Source organism: Vibrio sp. 10N.286.49.B3, from assembly GCF_002873395.1.
Lineage (GTDB): Bacteria > Pseudomonadota > Gammaproteobacteria > Enterobacterales > Vibrionaceae > Vibrio.
Map to the genome: position 1 here is coordinate 1 of NZ_MCUV01000018.1, position 19,845 is coordinate 19,845.

Here is a 19,845-nt window from a genome sequence, read left to right on the forward strand (position 1 = left end):
ATTGTTCCGGATGCGGATTTCAATGGTGACATTGATATCAACTTTGATATCTCCGATGGCAACAACGTGGTGCAAGCTGAGGCGGACCTAACGGTTAACCCAGTCAATGATGCACCGCAGTCGAATCCTATTGAGATTGGTGGTGTTGAAGATACAACAGTCCTTATTACTCAGCAAATGTTGCTAGAACAAGCAACGGATATAGATAACGCTGATGAAGATTTATCAGCCGTTGATCTTGTTATTGATGAGCAGTTTGGTGACCTAGTAGATAATGGCGATGGTACTTGGGCCTTTACTCCAGTCGAAAACTTCAACGGTGATGTACCGATGGAGTTTGGTGTAAGTGACGGTGACCTAGTAACGACAGTCAACGGTAATCTTGATATTGCAGCGGTTAACGATGCACCAGATGCTCCGACGATAGAAATGCTAGGCGAAGAAGATCAGTTAATGGTGATAGACCCAGCCTTTATTACTGATCAAATAACTGACTTAGATGGTGATGAGGTTACATTAGAAGACATTACAGTCAAAGCACCGGCTAATGCGACATTAACTCAACAACCTGATGGTATGTACCACTTAGTTACCTCGCAAGATTTCAACGGTATTGTTGAGCTAGGTTACACGGTAACGGATGGTGTGGATAGTGTTGATGGTTCACTGAACGTCGATGTGATTCCTGTTAATGATGCACCATTTAATACTGGTAATGCATTAATGGCCACGGATGAGGATGGTGCATTCACCTTTGATGCGGGCGACCTGATGAACCTATTTGGTGATATCGATACCGACAACTTAGTTGTGTCTCGTATCATTACACCAGAGGGGGAAGACGGTGGCGAAGTTACTGACAATGGTGATGGTACTTGGACCTTTACACCGACAGGAGATTTTGCAGGGGTTGCAGATCTACAAGTTATCGTAAGTGATGGAGAATTTGAAACCGCGCTTGATATACCGGTATATGTAAGACCTGTTGCTGATGGTGCCGTAATCAGTACCGATCATGATGGTCCGCTTGTCTTTGGTGAAGATACCACAGGGCATATGGGCTTGAATGTGGGCATGGTGGATGACTCTGAAACATTGAGTAACTTAGTCATGACTGGTTTCCCTGTTGGCTTTGAGGTTTCGGATGGTGTTAATACCGTTATGATTACAGAGCCAGGGCAATATATTGATATTACCGAGTGGGATGTATCAGATTTACAAATGACACCTCCACAAGATTTCCATGGTGAGTTTGATGTGACGGTAACAGCAACAACTGTTGACTATGGTGATGAGCCAGAGGAACTTGATGACGGTGTTGTGTCTGGTGACTTTGAAATGACAGCCGGTGATGCAATTATCCTGACGGCCGATGATCTGATGGCACTAGCTGAAAATGTTGATGTCGATGCAGGTGATGAAGTTAAGTTTGTACACTTAGCTGATAGAAGCCAAGGTGAGATGGTCGATAATGGTGATGGAACATGGACCTTTACACCAGCAGAAGGCTTTACTGGCGAAGTTGATATTGCTTATGTCATTGATAAAGATGGTGTACTTCATGACGAGCAAACGGGTGTCGTTGTTAATGAATCAGGACCGGTTGAAAATGAAGCACCGGAAGTTGAATCTATTATCACAACCGATATTGAAGCTGGAGCAACATTAGAGTTTACCGATAGTGATATGTTGGCAAACCTAAGTGATGCCGAGGGTGATTCTCTTTCTATCCAATCAGTAAGTTTGATGGAAGGCGAAGGTATTATCGAGATGGATAATCAAGGTAATTACCAATTTACACCAGCAGAAGGGTATACCGGAGATGTTCAAGTTGGCTTCATAGCGAGTGATGGTGAAAATCAAATTGAAAGTTTCTTCAATGTTAATATTGATGGAAGTAGTGAGATAAGTAACGATTACGCTATTTCTGACGATGGTTCATTTGTTATCCAAGAGGCACAGATCTTAGATGAGCTTGGTTTAAGCCCATCAGCAGAAGTGCTAGATGTTAATGATGAAAGTGGTGTTGGCTTCTTCGCAGAGTCTGGTGATGGTGAGTGGACATTCTGGCCTAATGATGACTTTACTGGTGAGTTACCGCTTAATGTCTCCGTTAATGATAATGGTACTGTTGAAGATCACAGTACAACCATTAATGTCGATACTGCTGCGACACCTGAAGCCGCCGCTGCTCAACAAACAGATGAAGCTACGACTGAAGCGAGTGTGCAACCTGAAGCCGTTGTTACTGACGATAGTGTTGTTGCTGACGAGAGTGAAGAAGCTAACGATGCTGATGTTACTGCAGCACCTGGTGATACAATTTCAATTGCGATTCCAGATGAGGTCAGCGGTAATGACTCTGTCGACCATGTTGAAATGAGTGGGTTACCAGAAGGTTCAACAGTAAGTGGTGCGCTTGAAGGAAGTGATGGTAGTTACACGATAAGTGGCGACCTTAACCAATCTGTTAGCGTAGAACTTCCTGAGGGCTACCAAGGTACAAGTGATATTCAATTCCAAGGTTATGACGAGTTAGGTACTTCAGTCGATGGAGCAAGTGCTTCTGTTGAGGTTGAAGTTGACGACCAATACGCGATGCAAGCATCTAGTGGTTCAGATCAACAACCTGATATGGCAGCGAGCGATAGTAGTGGTGGTGACTGGACAACATCTGGAGGCGAAGATGCAGGCGTTGACTTCACTGATGACTCAGGTAGCTTCGATAATGATACACAAGGAGGTAATGACCTAGGCACGGATCTAGACCAAAACTCATTTTAAATAAACTGAGTAGATTGTTACCTAGGTAATACCAACCAAAAAGCTCCAGTGTTTTTCTTTCAGGTCGAAAGTTAACACTGGAGCTTTTCTATGTATCAAGTTTAGAAGCGATAACCTAGGCTTAATGTTACTGAGTTTCTAGACTCACCTTTATTATACAAGGCAGTCAGGTTGTAATGCTTGCCTAATTGTTTATTAACACCAACCATGTAAGCCCACTTATTAAGGTCAACACCGACATTATAAGTAAAGGTCTCACCACCAATTTCAATGCCATCTAACTTTCCAGACATGTAAGGTTTCAAGCCCTGATATTCAGCACCAACAAACACCTGTGTTCTATAATCGACAAGTTGATAACCGATCATTGGTTGTACCGTTAAAATGCCATCGCCCCAGGTATCACTTCCTTTCAAACGAGTCATTGAGTAGGTGCCATTGAGTGAGGCAAAAAATTCACGGTAGCCAACAGATAATGTCGTTCCAGCACCAAGCACATCATATTCTAAATGTAGTGGTAAATTCACTCTGCCAGGGTTACATAGTGCCGATAACTCATTACAAAAAGCATTACCTAAACCAGGGACTCTATTGTTTAATTGATTTTTTATTTCTTCGCCAATAGCACCTGTGTATTTTCCGTTAACATTGGCATCAATATTTACTTTACCTAGGATTCCGTAGACATTCCAAAATGGTAAAATATAGAGATCGCCACGAAGTGATAAACTTTCTGCTTTTACCGTAGCAAAAGACTCTTCTGGATCAAAAATGTCATTTAGGTCGAGATCCATAACGTTTAAATCCGTAAAGCCTAGGTTCATATCTTGGTTACGGTATGCAACAGAAATACCATAAGGCAGTGGAATATCAATACCCTTACGGCGAACAATATCACCCATCAGTGGGAATATACGATCAAGTTTAACGCTTTCTTCTCTAATGCGAGGATCGGATACTACTGATAGTAACTCCTCGTCCAGCACTGTTACTCCAGTTTCATCGCCATAGTAAGCAATAGGCTTAATATTCAATGCTAAATTTAGCGGTTGTTGTTTTTTATTATTACTTATACCGCTAACAACCACTTGTTTATTTTCAATAATCACTTGACCATTTTTAAGTGTTTGGAAAGTGACATCTTGTCGGTATGAATTAATTTTATAGTTATCATAGTAAAATGGTTTTGAGTTGGAGATAACCATACCGACCGGGATATTATTCTTAATTGTAATCTCGGCATTCATGAAGCGAAAGTACGCAATATCCTGCGGTAATCCATACTTTGAATAATTGAATGATATGACAGCACTATTATCATCAAGATCTTTAGCCGATACAGATGAAGGATCATAGCTTTGTGCATAGTCACGTAAACGGTACTCAGTACGAGTGTTTTTTTCTATTTCGGCAATAACATCTTCACCCTTAGCAAGTTTCTCAGGGTTGTATTTAATACGTAAATCGATGTTACCTTTAGCATCCGTACTCTGAATTAAAAAAGCTTCTGAGTCTCGAACGTCATCGCCGATACGAATACTGCGAGTAATATGTTCAACAAGGTGATCACCTTGGCTGAGAGAGCTTAAGCCTAATTTAGGTAAATCATCAGCAATACCATAGTATTGGAATATAACTTGACCATTGTTGATTATTTCATCAGAGGTGCTTATATCGTCATTAGCAATAACATTGTTTGAAAAGTTAAATAAAGTACTTGTCGCAATGATGATTATTGAATACTTGAAAGAGAACGATTTTAAATTTTGCATTATTGCCATTTTAGTATCCCACTGAAAATTCGTCCTTTGAGTCTTCAGCGATGTTTTTTCAGCTGCCATACCTTGTGCAACTGTAGGAAGATATCAGTATGTGAAGTACTTATGTGTGAGCTAAAATCAATTCACATTATGCTGTTATACGCTTGATATGACTACTATAACGAGAAGTCACTAGGTTAAGTGAATCGCTTATGACGGATCTTATCCTCACTTATCAAATTAGCCCTAACCAATAACGGATTGCGCTAGTTTGTGAGTGAATCAAGAGATGATCTGTAAGTTTTATAAACAGTGTTTATATGACGAGAATAAATTGGGCAATGATTGATGAAAATATCACTAGAAGGCTGAGTTCGGCTATAGCAGGAGCAGCGATATACTTATAAAGCCCTAGCTTTATCATAATATGGCTCACGCTATACGTTGATAAGTAAGCGAGAGTTAAAACAATAAGCAAAGGTGATAAATAGATTTCACCAAAAACAATTTCTTGGGGCATGCTTAACTCGTAAAAAGAGGTGACAAGGATAGTTAGCTTATACCGTAAGGTAATAAATATATCCTCGTTTATGTAGGATCATACCCATCATAAACGAGGTTTATACTTCTAAACTTTCATTAATGAGTCGCACGATCACGATATTGTGCGGCTGTCATGCTTTCCCAACGTTTGAAGGCTCGGTTAAAATTAGCTACATCATTGTAGCCACAAGCAAAGGCTATATCTTCAATCGTCTTATTAATCTGAGTTGTCAAAAGATAAATAGCATGCTCACGCCTAACTTTATCTCTAATATCAATAAACTTAGTACTCTGTTTATCAAGTATTCGTTGTATTGTTCTTGGACTCATATTAACTAAGTTAGCAAACCAGCGAATTGTAAATTGTGGCAGTAGGGCATAACTTGCAATGACCTTTTCCAAATTCCAGCTTGGCATTTCAGTTTGTGGTAGAGCACTTTGATAGAAAAAACCTTCAGGGAGGCTAATTGCACCAAAGCTTTTATTACCTTGAATAATATCTGGTTCAGGAAAGAAAAGCTCAAACGCCTTACTTTTATCTGTACTGTTGTTATTCATCCAAATTATATCAGGCTTCCAATTATCACCGATATAAGATTGTAGCATGCGTATTAGGCTGATAGTTCGATATTGCTCAACATGCATTTGTCCAGAGGTACTTGGTGAAAAATAGCCTTTATGACAAATAAAGTAACGACCATCGATGTATTCCACCCAAGCACTGACGTGATTACTCAGCATTTTCACAGCAGGGAGTAAACCGTTGATAAAAGTATTCAAATCATGGCTATTTTTAATGTTGGTTGATATGCACTGAGGTAAGTCATTGACTGTTACGTGACTTGCCACGTTAAAGCCTAAATTACTATCATACAGCTTCGCCATTTTACTAATGAATAGCATCAGGCTTTCGGATACTAAGCGATGAGTAGAATCAGAGGTTAGGCTTGGCAGTTCGCATTCAGTCGCAATAGTTTGCCAGTCCCAACCTTTGTGTTCAAAATATTGGATGAAAGGAGCTAAATTGTTATAAGTGCTGATAGCAAGGTCAGAGTTTTTTTGTGTACGACCAACAATTTGACCTATATTTGGTACTATCGATTCTGTAGAACAACTTAACATGATTATGACTCCATATATTTTGCTAATATATGCTTTCATTCCATGAATGACGATAATTTATCGTTGCCACCTTGGCACTTTATTTAATTTAGATTATACCGCTAAAACTTCCAGTTAACACCCATACTGACACGGTGGTTTTCTCGGTCTTTACCAGACAAACGCTCATAATATGAGTAATTATACTCTAAACCAAGTGTTACATTCTCATACGCGTCCCATAATACGTTTGCGACCGCATATTGAGTGTAAGTAAATGTGTCTTTGTCTGATGCTTCTGAAGACTCTTGGAACTCCAACGGATCGGTTGATGCTGAGCCAACGCCGAATACAGATAAAACACTTGGTGACCAAGTGCGAGTATACGCCGCCATGGCCCCTTTAGTTTTACGAAGTTCAAGCTTCTTCTCTGTATCATTCCAAGTTGCGCCAGTGTCTTGTGTACCAAGAATGTAACGATCAACACCTTTACCTTGGAAGCCAATAATTGAGAACTTATGGCCTGGTGTCAAATTGTAGACAGCAGACGCTTGTACAGCATAACCGAAAGTATCTTCCTCTTTATCGTTATAGTGCATGGTCTTCTCAGCAAGTAAGCCAGATAGATACACATGACCTTGATCAGAGAAATCCCAATCAATAGCACCGATTAGATCAATAGTTGATTTATTGCGGTCAATATTATCAATATTTTCTTTATCTTCAGGGTCGTAGCTATAGCTAATATCAGCATTGCTGCCATCTTCCAAGGCAAGATGGTATTTGAACGTGTCAAAAGATTGTGTCCAACGAACCAATGGTTGACGCATAAAAGCAACGCCACTGAAGGTTGCTTCAGTCACTGAAGGTGGAAGGTTGCGTAAATCCATCAATGTCGACCAAGTTTGACCCGCAGTAACTTGACCTACGCCGTTGTCCCAGCGTAAGTAAGCCTCACGTACTCTTGGGCTTACGTTTGAGTTGTTTGATGCATTGAAGTCCATAACATAACGAGCAGAAAGCGTTGAACCATCGTGCATAGAGCGTTTAACACCAGCACTTACTTGAGACAGAGTAACATCTAACTTGTTATCACCGTGGGTACTCTTGCCGTATAGTGTATTCGCTGGGATGTTTACGCCTGCACCAGAGATATTACTGTCAAGAAGAAGTACAGTGTTGATTGAGCCACCAAAATTATACTCCATTTCACCAGCAGAAAGAGCAGGAGTCGAAAGCAATAGCGCTGAAGTTGCCAGTGCAATCTTTGTTATTGTCATGTTTTTATCAGTCATAAAATGTTTACATCAAAAAGGGGGAATAAAAACGGAATGAGATATTAATCACTATCAAACGATATGTTGTGTAATCTAATTGCTCGTTAGCTAAAACTTATTGCTTGGTAATGGTAGCAACATGAGCACTATTACAAGCTGTAAGCTCGATATCTAGAGAAGGGAAACGTTGTTTTCCATTTTTAAACTCTAAGATTTCGATTTAAGTTGCAGCGAAGATTACGTATATCAAGGGATCTGGGATAGGTCATTTGGTGACACTTGATGGGGAGTGTGATGCTTATTGATAATTTAGCTATTAATAGCCATTTACAATCGATAATAACGTTAAACATGTGAATGATATTTTGACATATATATCGCCTGATATCGCAAAAGCGGATACAACTTAGACCGCTGGCGCTAAATGACCTGTTTTTTGCTTAGGACAAGGGGTATGTTGCGCGAACTTTTTTTGGTGTTGGTTTGCATTTTTTATTTACCTTCACATCCCCGTTTAATTAGGTAGTTTCATGTCACAAAATATGCGTTTATATCCATTAGTTATTAGCTTAGCTATGGTATCTGGTGTTGCTATTTCAGCAGACCAAGATGAAAAGAACCCAGAAGATCCAACAAAAATCATCACTAAAGTTGGTGTGGGGTACTCTAATGAAAAAGCAACAATTTCAGGCTCATTAGGTCTTGATGATGCGCGTATGGTTAACGCGACAATTAACCAAGATGCATCAGAGTGGAGTTTAGGTGGTTCATGGCTATTTGATGCAGGCATCTTAAATTTCAACTTCAGAAAAACAACCTACGATGATGACTCTCACAATACATCATATAACTTAGGTTCATTCATTCCACTAAGCTATTTTGATTTCACTCCAGGTGGTTGGCAGCCATTTATCACGGGTGGCTATAGTTATAATAAAGGTGAAATTAAGAATTATGATTATGTTTCACCAGTGGCGACTATTGAGCCTTTAGAGTTTACGGCGCAAACCAACGAATTCAACGAAATGAGCAACCATGCTGTGTATTTAGGTGCTTTTGCATTTAAACCTTGGAATGAGCACTGGACAACGATGGCATTTTTAGGCACAACACAAGGCTCAAAAGATATGTCAGTTTATTGGGCGGGCATTGGTGCGAGCTATCGTATTAATAAGCACAACTCGTTTAATATCTTTGGTGTTGCATCAGATAGCTCTATTTACGGTGGAGAAGAGAAACTGAGCGTGAATTACCGCTACGAGTTTAATTAATAAAAAAACCGGACAAAGCCTAATATCATCGTTCAATAAGAAAGATTATATTAAGCTTTGTATTTATGTCAGTTTAGAACTCTGTAACCTCGCCCAACCATGCAGTTATGCATAACATTTTGCTGCTGATAACTATAATTTTGTTCAACTTGCTTTTTTTCAGCACTATGTTTTAAAGCACCACCAATCAAACCAATACCTGCACCGATCTTTGCGCCTTTAGATCCACTTCCACCAGAAATTGCTCCACCAGCTGCTCCTAATGCAGCCCCTTTAGCTGTTGAACCTAAGGCGTCATGAGCAAAAGAATCAGTACCTTCTGCATTAACTTGGTGAGAAATTTGTTCACATTCATACATATCAGCATGATACTTTTCAGTGTCAACTCCCTTAGTATCGACAATAACATTAGCATAGACTTGTAAGGGTAGAAGCAATAGACACATTATATTTAACAGCTTGAAGTTATTCATATGGACTCTATCTATAATTCAATGAGAGTGTAAATATAGCGTCCTATTTGCTATTACTAATATCATGTATGTTTGATTCAATCCTTCAAATCTTTTTCTGTTTGCGTACCTTGATGCGGGAGGTGCTCAAAATAGGAAGGGTTTGATCCATCATTTATGATTCACCCATTAAAAGTTAAACTTGTAGAATTAAATAAATCAATCAGTTGAACTAATTACATGCTTTGCCTACAGTATTATCAGGTGAATTTGAAAGAGAATAATAATGGAAATAAATCAAAACAAATTTTTACCCATATGGTTAGCTTTAAGCCTTTTTCTTACCGCTTGTAGTTCGCCCCATACGCTAGAAAAGAGAGTGACGGAAGATAACTACAAGTCAGTTTCCATCTCTTCGGAAGGTAAAGTCGCAAATGGTGAACCAGTGCGTTTTTGGTTTGATGAACCGGTTGATTTTCTATTGAATAAAGATGAGGTGACCACACCGCTGAAAATTAAAGGTGATCGTCTGAGAATTTTAGCGCTATCAGGTGGCGGTGCAAATGGTGCTTATGGTGCTGGGGTTATTAAAGGCTTGCGTGATAGTGGTCAATTGGCTAACTATTCAATAGTAACAGGTATTAGTGCAGGATCTTTAATCGCACCTTTTGTATTCGCAGGCGATGAGAATATAGATTACCTGAAAGAGGTGATGCTGAGCTTAAATGATAAGTTAGTATTAGGAAAACGAAATTTTTTAAACACACTGCTAAAAGATGCTTTTACTGATGGTGAAAGTATGCTCGACTTCATTGAAAAGGTCTATACACCCGCTTTAATAGACAAAATTGCACTAGAGCATAAAGCAGGGCGACGTTTATTTATAGGTACAACACATTTTGATTCAGAAGAGCTTGTTGTTTGGAATATCGGTCGTATAGCAGAAAGTGATATGCCAAATAAAGCTGAACTGATTCATCAAATATTAGCAGCAAGCTCCTCTATTCCTGGTGTTTTCCCTCCCCAGTTTATTAATGTGAACTATTTAGATGAGCAATATGAAGAGTTGCATGTTGATGGTGGTATTGTGATGCAAATGTTCTTTAACCCAGGACAAATAAATTATCATGAACTAAATCAAGCGTTGGGTTTGTCTGTTGCGCCGCAAGTCCATGTTATCCGAAATGGCTTCTTGAAAGTACCTTATCAATCAGTGCCTGATAAAGGAATAAAGCTACTTAGTCGCAGTTTATCGAGCTTAACCGTTCAACAGGCGAAAGGAGATCTATATAGGATGATGTACATAAGTGAATTAAATAACCTAGACCTCTCATTTACTTTTATAGAAGACAGCTTTGAGGCTCCAAAAGTCACCAATGATATGTTTGATCTAGAGTATATGAAAGCATTATATCATTATGGATATAATAAGGCTGTTCAAGGCGATCTATGGCAAACAGAAGTACCATAACAGCTTAATTCGACTCAGTTTGATGTACATAAATGATGTGTGATGGTATGTTATTAAATAATTAACATTCTATATGATGAAGCACATTATGAACTTTAGTTTAGAGCAACTTTTAGCCTTTGTTTCGGTTTATGAACAGCTTTCGTTTAGTAAAGCTGCGGTTAAACTTAATAAGCATCGTACGACAATAGGGCAAGTGATCACGAATTTAGAAGATCAGCTTGCAGTAAAGCTATTTGAGCGTATTGGTCGCTCAGTTGAGGCAACGGAAGATGGTCATTTACTTTATCACTATGCCAAACAAGCTTTAGAACAAGCTCGTGTGTTTGATAAGGTAGCATTGAGTTTATCTTATGGCGGTATGGAAAATGTCACCATTGCTTATTCGAGTATTTTACCACACAGGATTTTATCTGATATCCGTTCCCAGTTAGCCAAGGACTTTCCAACAATGAGAGTTAACTTTTTGGTACGTACTAAATCGGAGATCAAAAAAGGTCTTCAAAGTGGTGAAATTCACTTTGGCTTGGTTAATATTCATGAAAGTTCAGCGATACATAGTTTTGATGCCTCGCTACTTGGGCATATTGAGTTTGTTCCTTTTGTGCAAAAGGGTAGTGAGCTGTCAAAACTATCTTCTAGCCAAGCGCTAAGAGGTTTACGTAATAGCCGACAGTTTGTACTTCGTTCGTTAGTTGACGAAGGAATAAAAGATAAAATTTTAGTCTCTGCGGAACATGAAGAAATCGATCAACTTGCTTTAATTATCCGTATGGTGCAAGAGGGACTTGGGTGGGCTATGTTGCCGAAAATACTATCTGAGTCAGAGTATAATATTGAGAATATTCAGGTCATTAAAGGGGATGAACTAAAAGATGGCTTTAAATTTGCTATCGCTCTATGGTGTCCTCACTCAAAACAAATATCAGTGGTAAAACAATCGATACTAATTGCATTAAAAAATTATATCGAACGCTTTAAAAAGCTACAAGAATAATTCTTATATAGTGTCAATAAGGAGTACACAGAGTGCTCCTTTTTACTATCCTCCTTCCAAAGCTATTCTGCGCTCTTCTTGTATATCGAAACCTTTTGTTATATGAACAAATCAACTGGAATACTCTCTTCGGCAATAAAGCGGGTTTAAATTGCTTGTAGGGTTTCATCCATCGTATGTGAGTTCGATAATTTTTTTAAATCAACTAAACTTCATGCCAAGGTTATCGCTTAAAGAAGGTGTGAATGCTATTCAAATAGTGCAGAGCATAAAGCGTTCTTTATTACGATATTGTAAATCTACTTTCCTTCATGTAGGCAAAATATGCATAAGTATACACTATCTCATCTATCCTTATTGTTAACCTCAGTTTTGGCTTTGCCAGCAGCAGCCTCATTTTTTGATCCTATTGATAATCAGTTCGATTTAGGGGAGCACCTTGCTGAGAACGCCTATGGATTTCTGCCTATTCCTATATTAATAACCGAACCCGCTGTTGGCGTTGGTGGAGGTGTAGTCGGTTTATTTTTACATGAAAGTGAAGAAGAAAAGAATGCCCGTAAAGAGCTTGCAATGCATTCTTTGGATGGTGGAGCACAGTTAATGCCCGCGGCAATTACGTTAGTCGGTGCAGCAGGTACAGAAAATGGTACTTGGTTTGCGTTCGCAGGCCACAGGCATTCATGGTTGAAAGATTCAATTCGTTATACGGGTGGTCTTGGTGCAGGTGAAGCTAACTTAGATATTTATCAAGATATTAGTTTGATAGAAACCCCTCTAAAATTTCAAACAAACACTTCTGGGGCAGTCTTATTCCAACATTTACAATTTCGAATTGCTGATATGCCATTGATGCTCGGTGTTAAACAAATTTTAGCTCAATCATCTGTTGGCTCTGATAATAAATATATCGATAAAGTTTTGACTTTACTTCTTGGTGAGGATTCAATCACTTCAGGTTTAGGTATTACTGCAGATTATGACACTCGTAATAATCTATTTTTTCCAACTAACGGCTATGCTATTACTGCCGAGTATATGATTTATGATGAAAAAATAGGCAGCGATTGGAATTATCACAATTTAAATATTAATGGTGAGGGTTATATTCCATTAAATGATAAATGGACACTGGCCTTAGCTGGTAATTACCAATTATTTAATTCAGATCAGTTTATTCTACCACCAACAGTACAACCTTATGTGGATCTTCGAGGCGTTGCTTCATATCGTTATCAAGGTGATGAAATACAAACTATTCAATCACAAATTATGTATGCAATTGACAACCGCTGGACCGTATCTGCATTTTATGGAATAGGTCGTGCAATTGAAGATAAAAAATTCGCTCAAGATAATGATGAAAGTGTTGATGCTTATGGTGTTGGTTTTCGTTATCAGATAGCACGTCGTTATGGTATTCATATGGGTGTAGATGTAGCTTTTAGTGATGACGATAGTGCTTTTTATATCACTGTTGGTAGTGGTTTGTAACTGGCTATTCACTTTATATGTAATGTCTATAAATTCATATCGTTACTGATAATTTCATATTGGCAGTAAATGACCTGTCAAGCCTGTAAATTTGTTGGCTATACTTGATAAATGTATAATTTATTTTAATGTTTCTAAGGTTATAAAAATGAATAAAGATTTAGAAATCAACACAAATGAAGTCGTTGATACTTCAAAGCGTTCAACACTAACAAAATTAGCAGTAGGTGCTGCAGCGATTCCTTTTGCTTCTGTATTACATGCGGCTCCTGAGAAGCTTGTTGGTCAAAACATCAAGTTAATGCCAAATGAAAAAGGTCCATTTGACGTCGTTATTGAAAATGGTCGTGTTATCGATCCAGAAACAAAGCTAGATGCTGTTCGTAACGTAGGTATCAAAGGTAACCGTATTGCCGCTATTTCTGAGCAAAAGCTACAAGGTGCAAAAGTTATTGATGCCACTGGTTTAGTCATTGCACCTGGTTTCATTGATATGCACGCTCACGGTCAGCAACTACCAGCTGCTCGTGCACAAGCATTTGATGGTGTGACTACGGCATTAGAAATGGAATCTGGCTTGCTACCAATCAGCAAGTTCTACGATCTTACTGCAGCAGAAGGTCGTCCTATCAACTACGGCGCATCGGTTGCTTGGACTTACGCACGTATTATGGCGAAAGAGAGTACGATGCCACCCGCTGATGGCACGATCACTTGGTTCCAACAAGCCTTCGCTAAGAGTAATTGGCAAAACACAATTGCAACAAAAGATGAATTAAAAGAGCTACTTGGCTACGTAGAGCAGGGCCTTAAAGAAGGTGGCTTAGGTATTGGCATCAATGGTGGTTATGCACCAGGTTACGGTCACAAAGAGTACTATGAACTTGCTAAGCTAGCGAAAAGCTTCGAAGTACCAACTTACACGCACATCCGTTACCTAAACAGTGCTGAACCAAAATCAAGCTTTGAAGCTTATCAAGAGCTTATCAGCCTTTCTGCTACAACAGGTGCACACATGCACATCTGTCACTTGAACAGTACTTCTGTGCAAGATATCGATGATTGTGCGGATCTGATTCAATCGGCAATTGATAAAGACCTACCAATTACAACAGAAGCTTACCCATACGGTGCAGGTTCTTCAGTTGTTGGTGCAGAAGTATTCCGTGGTTCAGATTGGGTAGAGCGCTGGGGTGTGCCAAGTGCAAGCTACATGGAAATGAACGGTAAAGCGCTTAACCAAGAGAAAATTACTGAACTACAAGAAACTGCTCCAGGTTCTGTCGTTGTTATGCACTTCTTAAAACCAGATGAGAATAAAGAAGACCGTCGTAAGATGGATCGTTCTGTACTATTCCCTGGTGCTGCTATTGCTTCAGATGCAATGCCTTGGATGGACAAAACTGGTGCACTTATTGAAGGTTCAGTGTGGCCACTTCCTGCTGATGCATTTGCTCACCCACGTTCAATTGCAACGTTTACTCGCTTCATTCACAAATACGTTAATGAATACAAAGCAGTAAACTTAGTTGAAGCGATGGAACGTACAAGTTTAAACGCTTGTCGTATTCTTGAAGATGCCATCCCACAAATGCAAAACAAGGGCCGTGTGCAAGTAGGTAAAGATGCTGATTTAGCTATCTTTAAATTAGATGAAGTGAAAGACATTGCAACATTTGATAAACCAAATGCACTTTCTACTGGTATTAAGCACCTTATCGTAAATGGTAAGCCAGTGATTGAAAATGAAGAGCTACATTTAGATGTAATGGCTGGTCAAGCAATTCGTCGTGATGTAACAGCATAATCAATTAACAACGATAAAAGGCTAGGTATTTTCTAGCCTTTTTTGTGAGAAATTTTTGAATAAAAACACACTGATAAAGTAAGAGAGCATGCTATGAGTAATAAGCCAATTCCTGTCACTATTTTAGCTGGCTTTTTGGGCGCAGGAAAAACAACGCTATTAAATCATATTCTAACCAATGCAAATGGAATGCGCATGGCTGTGATCGTTAACGATTTTGGTTCAATTAATGTTGATGCTGAACTTGTTAAATCTGAAAGTGAAAATATGATCAGCTTAGAAAATGGCTGTATCTGTTGTAACCTTGCTGAAGGCCTTGTGGTTTCAGTAATGCGTTTATTAGCATTAGAAGAAAGACCTGATCATATTATTGTTGAAACATCAGGCATTGCTGAACCAAAAGAAGTCGCTCAAAATTTCGAAGACCCAGAATTACAAGTTCATGCGCCGCTAAATGCTATTGTTACAACGATTGATGCTGAAAATATCTTAGGTCTTGAAGGTCCAATGGCAGATCTTGCACTGCAACAAATTCACGTTGCTGATATTGTTTTGGTTAATAAAGTTGATTTAGTTGATAGTGATAAACTCAACGAAGTAAAACAGTGGTGCAGAACTCAGGCTCCTTTTGCCAAGTTAGTTGAAATTGAATACGCCAATGTTGATTTACCAATTCTGTTTGATGTGCCAGAAAGAGTGGCTCAGTTAGAAAAAACAGAAGCGCATGGTTGTCATCATCATGATTGTAATGATGAGCATTGTGATCATGACCATGTTAACCACAATTTTGAAACGTTCAGTTTTGAAACAGAGAAACCTTTATCACTACAAGCCTTATATCCGTTATTACAACAATTCTCTATTGATGCATATCGAATGAAAGGTATTTTAAATCTGATCGATCGCCCTGATCATCGTTGTATTTTCCAATGTACAGGTCAACGTGCCAATGTCACTGTTGGTGATGCGTGGCAAGAAGATGAGAATCGAGCGACTCGACTTGTCTTCATTGGGCCAAAAGGCGGTCTTGATCAAGTGGCGATGAAAGCCAAGCTAGATGCATTGGTTGCTTAATTACCGAAATATTCGTTGTTTTGGTCTCTCATTTATATAAATAAAAATAACAAGGTATTTTATGTCTGACTCTATGAAAAATGACATTGATGTTAGTAAACGTAGTTCAATGAAAAAATTAGCGCTAGGTGCTGCAGCATTACCACTTGCTTCTGTAGTATACGCTGAAGCTGATAAACTAGAATCAAAGCCTCTATTAATGCCAAATGAAAAAGGCCCATTTGATGTTGTTATCAACAATGGTCGTGTTGTTGACCCAGAAACTGGCCTAGATGCTGTCCGTAACGTTGGTTTGAAAGGCAAGCGTATTGCAGCAATCTCTACTGAAAAGTTAGAAGGTAAAAAGGTTATTGATGCGACTGGTTTAATTGTTGCACCTGGCTTTGTTGATATGCATGCTCATGGTCAACAACTCCCAGCAGCACGAGCGCAAGCGTTCGATGGTGTAACTACTGCATTAGAAATGGAATCAGGTCTATTACCAATTGGTAAGTTCTATGATGATACCGCTTCTGAAGGTCGCCCAATTAACTACGGTGCATCCGTTGCGTGGACTTTTGCTCGTGTTATGGCAAAAGAAAGCGATATGCCACCTGCAGACGGCACCATCACTTGGTTCCAAAAAGCGTTTACAAAAACAAATTGGCAGAAGGATATCGCAACAGACGCTGAACTAGATAGCATCCTTAAAGATGTTGAGCAAGGCCTGAAAGAAGGTGGTCTTGGTATTGGTGTTAATGCGGGTTACGCTCCTGGCTACGGTCACAAAGAGTACTACGAACTGGCTAAACTGGCTAAACGCTATGATCTACCAACTTACACGCACGTACGTTATGCAAATGGTAGTGAGCCAAACTCAAGTTTTGAAGCTTACCAAGAGTTGATCAGCTTAGCGGCGACAACGGGTGCACACATGCACATTTGTCACCTAAACAGTACTTCAGTTCGTGATATTGATGACTGTGCTGATTTAGTACAAGAAGCAATAGATAAAGGTTTACCGATTACGACTGAAGCTTACCCATACGGTGCAGGTTCAACAGCGGTAGGTGCGGCACTATTTAATGGTCCAGATTGGACTGAGCGTTTTGGTGTGCCAGATGCAAGCTACATGGAAGCAAACGGCAAGCCAATGACGCAGAATAAGATCGATGAACTGCGTGAAACTAACCCAGGTGAAATCGTTGTTATTCACTTCCTAAAGCCAGATGATTACCAAGAAGATTTACGCATGATGAAGCGTTCAGTACTATTCCCAGGTGCTGCGATTGCTTCAGATGCTATGCCGTGGATGGATGCAAAAGGTGCTTTAATTGAAGGTGATGTATGGCCATTACCTGCTGATGCATTTGCTCACCCACGTTCAATTGGTTGTTTCGCTCGCTTTATCAACAAGTACGTTCTTGATTACAAGAGTATCTCTTTAGTTGAGGCAATGGAGCGTACCAGTCTAAATGCATGTCGTATTATCGAAGACGCAGTACCACAAATGCGTAATAAAGGTCGTATTCAAGTAGGTAAAGATGCTGATATTGCAATCTTCAACCTTAATGAATTCAAAGATATGGCAACATTTACTGCACCAAACCTGCTTTCTGTAGGTATGCAGCATGTATTAGTTAACGGTCAGACTATCATTGAAGATGGTGAGTTGGACTTAGCAGCAATGCCAGGTCAACCAATCCGTAACCTACAAAAATAATTTAAGTCATATTTAATACTTATAAAGCACACTGAATTGGTTTTCAGTGTGCTTTTTTTGTAGCGTCAAATTGAATTTATTTACGCAGATTATGATCAGCAGACAAGCTTGTTGCGTGGGCATTATTTGTTGCAAAAAATTGTGCACTAAATAATGAGTAAACAAGAATTTGACCAGCAAAAATTGCACAAAACATCAATAATGCCGATAGACCAATATTGGGTATAGGTAGAATAGCAGTAGCAAAAAAGGATTCACTCGCCCCTACCACAATACGACTGCCTGGCACTAAAATAATAATACCTTGAATGATGTAGATTAGAGGCGGAACTTGACGCAGTTTTCCGGCTAACAATCCATATACAGTAATGAGAATAGTACTAATCCACGTACCAACAACCCAGTCACTTGTAAACCAATGTGGTCCCCACATACCGATAGCAGCGACAGGTAACCCAATTAGAATATCGGTTAAACTTGCATTAAAAATCAAACCTATAGCGACTGAAATTCCGATAAGCGCCAAAATATGTAACGCAAGCGGTATTTGATTAATAAAAGGTTCTGCAATATTTTCGCCCGCCAAACTCGATAGGCTTAACCCTAAAACAATGCCAATGAATATCTTCATGACAATAAGGCTACTTTGAGCCAATAACTCGATCCCAGAGCGAAAGTCATTTAAGGCGAAACTGGCAAGGGCATTGGTTACGGTTAACCCTGGAATGAACAAAACAATTGATGATATACACAATGCCAATATCGGTATGTGAGGGATATATAATGCTAATAAGCCAACGAAAAAGCTGGAAATAAACGCAACAAAGAATTCGGTTAAAATGGCACGCTTACCAGTAAATAGAACTTGTGTCAGCCACGCAATAAAGCCAAGTATAATGGAAACCCCAACGGCAAAATAAGTACTCCCAACCAACATTAAGTAGCAGGGTGGTAATAATACATTGGCTAAACACATCACTCCATTTGAATAGCCTTGCAAGTTAGGTGAGTCACTTTTTTCCGAGCCATTTTTGATGGTATGAACGAGTGTGCGTAAGTTAACCGAGGGCGGTGTTTTGGTTTGCATGACTACCTTTTGAGTGGGCTGCTCAAAAATAGTGACAATTTTTGTTGGTGTTACATCGATAGAGATCTCAATGTTTTTTTGTTTGGCATACTCTTTTGTATATTTGGCAACAGAATATGGTGCACATCCCGATTTATGTAATCTGTCTGAATATAGCAGGATATCATCATAAGCAGGTTGGATAGTGGTTTCTTGGTTCATAGTTATCCTTTGAAAAGAGATGATGGCATAGGCACCAACTAATGATACATATAAATCACAAGTAATAAAATTTTTATATACAATAACCAACCAGATAGATATTCATGATGAATTGTTTGGTGGTATTTTTATAGATAAAATCTATGTATAGGTTAGTGCTGTAAATTATAGCCATGAATGCATCACTATGTTACAACTACAGTGCTAATCTCAGATCATTATATTCAAGGATGAACCGATGAAAAAAATAATATTGATATTTACCGCGTTACTCCTTAACGGTTGCTTAGGGATGCCAACTACGGTTACGCCAGTGAGTGATTTTGAATTAAATCGATACTTAGGCTCATGGTATGAAATCGCCCGTTTAGATCATTCTTTTGAAAGAGGACTTAGTCAGGTCTCTGCTCAGTATCAACTGAAAGAAGATGGTGGCGTTCAAGTGATAAATCGAGGTTTTTCAGCAGAAAGTAATGAATGGCAGGAAGCTGAAGGGAAAGCTTACTTTGTTGATGCACAGAATCAAGGCTATCTTAAAGTATCATTCTTTGGTCCGTTCTATGGCTCATATATTGTCTTTGAATTAGATAAACAAGATTACCAATACGCATTTGTATCAGGACCTAATCTTGATTATTTATGGTTACTAGCGCGAACACCGGTTGTTGAACAAGAAGTGATCGATAAGTTTATGGCGATGTCTCGAGAGCGTGGTTTTGATGTCGAAAATATAATATTGGTCGAACAGTCAGAGTAGTACAATAATATTTCTAAACGTTACGCTTAACAGGGTTAGCATTAATTATATTTGCTAACCCTGTGTT

At 39.1% G+C, this 19,845-nt stretch carries 15 protein-coding genes; 9 read left to right on the forward strand and 6 right to left on the reverse strand.

Translation table 11 applies throughout. The annotated features are described in order from the left end of the window. A partial coding sequence (locus tag BCU68_RS08085; protein WP_133126137.1) for a tandem-95 repeat protein occupies positions 1-2,784 on the forward strand: 2,784 nt, incomplete at its 5' end. A 101-nt stretch (positions 2,785-2,885) separates the two neighbouring features. Here BCU68_RS08085 and BCU68_RS08090 read toward each other — a convergent pair. The 4 genes from BCU68_RS08090 to BCU68_RS08105 form a co-directional block, all read right to left on the reverse strand. Beyond that, positions 2,886-4,565, reverse strand: coding sequence for a hypothetical protein (locus tag BCU68_RS08090; RefSeq protein ID WP_102564279.1), 1,680 nt, complete (start codon positions 4,563-4,565; stop codon positions 2,886-2,888). Between the two features lie 295 nt (positions 4,566-4,860). Then, on the reverse strand, positions 4,861-5,064 hold the full coding sequence (locus tag BCU68_RS08095; protein ID WP_102564280.1) for a DUF1656 domain-containing protein: 204 nt from the start codon (positions 5,062-5,064) through the stop codon (positions 4,861-4,863). A gap of 119 nt (positions 5,065-5,183) precedes the next feature. Then, positions 5,184-6,209: a helix-turn-helix domain-containing protein gene (locus BCU68_RS08100; RefSeq protein ID WP_157935186.1), complete on the reverse strand. Its 1,026-nt coding sequence runs from the start codon at positions 6,207-6,209 to the stop codon at positions 5,184-5,186. A gap of 101 nt (positions 6,210-6,310) precedes the next feature. Then, positions 6,311-7,483: a DcaP family trimeric outer membrane transporter gene (locus BCU68_RS08105; RefSeq protein WP_241901308.1), complete on the reverse strand. Its 1,173-nt coding sequence runs from the start codon at positions 7,481-7,483 to the stop codon at positions 6,311-6,313. A 512-nt stretch (positions 7,484-7,995) separates the two neighbouring features. Between BCU68_RS08105 and BCU68_RS08110 the strand changes: the two genes are divergently transcribed. After that, positions 7,996-8,736 (forward strand): hypothetical protein, encoded by a 741-nt coding sequence (locus tag BCU68_RS08110; protein WP_102564282.1) that lies wholly within the window; start codon positions 7,996-7,998, stop codon positions 8,734-8,736. 68 nt (positions 8,737-8,804) lie between these two features. Here the strand turns inward: BCU68_RS08110 and BCU68_RS08115 are convergent, their stop codons facing one another. Beyond that, the gene (locus BCU68_RS08115) at positions 8,805-9,209 is read right to left on the reverse strand and encodes a glycine zipper family protein (RefSeq protein ID WP_102564283.1); all 405 of its coding nucleotides are present in this window, start codon (positions 9,207-9,209) and stop codon (positions 8,805-8,807) included. Positions 9,210-9,474: 265 nt separating this feature from the next. Here BCU68_RS08115 and BCU68_RS08120 point away from each other — a divergent pair, with 265 nt between their 5' ends. The 6 genes from BCU68_RS08120 to BCU68_RS08145 all read left to right on the forward strand — a co-directional run bounded on the left by BCU68_RS08120 (position 9,475) and on the right by BCU68_RS08145 (position 17,733). Then, entirely contained in the window at positions 9,475-10,659 is a 1,185-nt protein-coding gene (locus tag BCU68_RS08120; RefSeq protein WP_102564284.1) for a patatin-like phospholipase family protein, read from the forward strand. Between the two features lie 88 nt (positions 10,660-10,747). Then, positions 10,748-11,656, forward strand: coding sequence for a LysR family transcriptional regulator (locus tag BCU68_RS08125; RefSeq protein WP_102564351.1), 909 nt, complete (start codon positions 10,748-10,750; stop codon positions 11,654-11,656). Between the two features lie 324 nt (positions 11,657-11,980). After that, positions 11,981-13,150: a BamA/TamA family outer membrane protein gene (locus BCU68_RS08130; protein ID WP_102564285.1), complete on the forward strand. Its 1,170-nt coding sequence runs from the start codon at positions 11,981-11,983 to the stop codon at positions 13,148-13,150. Between the two features lie 148 nt (positions 13,151-13,298). Further along, positions 13,299-14,957 carry an amidohydrolase family protein gene (locus BCU68_RS08135; RefSeq protein ID WP_102564286.1) on the forward strand — a complete coding sequence of 553 codons (1,659 nt, stop codon included), beginning with the start codon at positions 13,299-13,301 and terminating at the stop codon, positions 14,955-14,957. 93 nt (positions 14,958-15,050) lie between these two features. Continuing rightward, on the forward strand, positions 15,051-16,031 hold the full coding sequence (locus BCU68_RS08140) for a GTP-binding protein (RefSeq protein ID WP_102564287.1): 981 nt from the start codon (positions 15,051-15,053) through the stop codon (positions 16,029-16,031). Between the two features lie 61 nt (positions 16,032-16,092). After that, complete coding sequence (locus tag BCU68_RS08145; RefSeq protein WP_102564288.1) at positions 16,093-17,733, forward strand: amidohydrolase family protein; 1,641 nt, start codon at positions 16,093-16,095, stop codon at positions 17,731-17,733. Positions 17,734-17,809: 76 nt separating this feature from the next. Here the strand turns inward: BCU68_RS08145 and BCU68_RS08150 are convergent, their stop codons facing one another. After that, on the reverse strand, positions 17,810-19,021 hold the full coding sequence (locus tag BCU68_RS08150) for a threonine/serine exporter family protein (protein WP_102564289.1): 1,212 nt from the start codon (positions 19,019-19,021) through the stop codon (positions 17,810-17,812). A gap of 238 nt (positions 19,022-19,259) precedes the next feature. Here BCU68_RS08150 and BCU68_RS08155 point away from each other — a divergent pair, with 238 nt between their 5' ends. Next, a complete protein-coding gene (locus BCU68_RS08155; protein ID WP_102564290.1) occupies positions 19,260-19,778 on the forward strand; it encodes a lipocalin family protein in 519 nt (172 codons plus the stop codon). Positions 19,779-19,845 lie beyond the last annotated feature (67 nt).

Bases quoted from the DNA above. Each gene is read 5' to 3' on its own strand.
- BCU68_RS08090 (WP_102564279.1), bottom strand. From the start codon at position 4,565: ATGGCAATAATGCAAAATTTAAAATCGTTCTCTTTCAAGTATTCAATA.
- BCU68_RS08095 (WP_102564280.1), bottom strand. From the start codon at position 5,064: ATGCCCCAAGAAATTGTTTTTGGTGAAATCTATTTATCACCTTTGCTT.
- BCU68_RS08100 (WP_157935186.1), bottom strand. From the start codon at position 6,209: ATGTTAAGTTGTTCTACAGAATCGATAGTACCAAATATAGGTCAAATT.
- BCU68_RS08105 (WP_241901308.1), bottom strand. From the start codon at position 7,483: ATGACTGATAAAAACATGACAATAACAAAGATTGCACTGGCAACTTCA.
- BCU68_RS08110 (WP_102564282.1), top strand. From the start codon at position 7,996: ATGTCACAAAATATGCGTTTATATCCATTAGTTATTAGCTTAGCTATG.
- BCU68_RS08115 (WP_102564283.1), bottom strand. From the start codon at position 9,209: ATGAATAACTTCAAGCTGTTAAATATAATGTGTCTATTGCTTCTACCC.
- BCU68_RS08120 (WP_102564284.1), top strand. From the start codon at position 9,475: ATGGAAATAAATCAAAACAAATTTTTACCCATATGGTTAGCTTTAAGC.
- BCU68_RS08125 (WP_102564351.1), top strand. From the start codon at position 10,748: ATGAACTTTAGTTTAGAGCAACTTTTAGCCTTTGTTTCGGTTTATGAA.
- BCU68_RS08130 (WP_102564285.1), top strand. From the start codon at position 11,981: ATGCATAAGTATACACTATCTCATCTATCCTTATTGTTAACCTCAGTT.
- BCU68_RS08135 (WP_102564286.1), top strand. From the start codon at position 13,299: ATGAATAAAGATTTAGAAATCAACACAAATGAAGTCGTTGATACTTCA.
- BCU68_RS08140 (WP_102564287.1), top strand. From the start codon at position 15,051: ATGAGTAATAAGCCAATTCCTGTCACTATTTTAGCTGGCTTTTTGGGC.
- BCU68_RS08145 (WP_102564288.1), top strand. From the start codon at position 16,093: ATGTCTGACTCTATGAAAAATGACATTGATGTTAGTAAACGTAGTTCA.
- BCU68_RS08150 (WP_102564289.1), bottom strand. From the start codon at position 19,021: ATGAACCAAGAAACCACTATCCAACCTGCTTATGATGATATCCTGCTA.
- BCU68_RS08155 (WP_102564290.1), top strand. From the start codon at position 19,260: ATGAAAAAAATAATATTGATATTTACCGCGTTACTCCTTAACGGTTGC.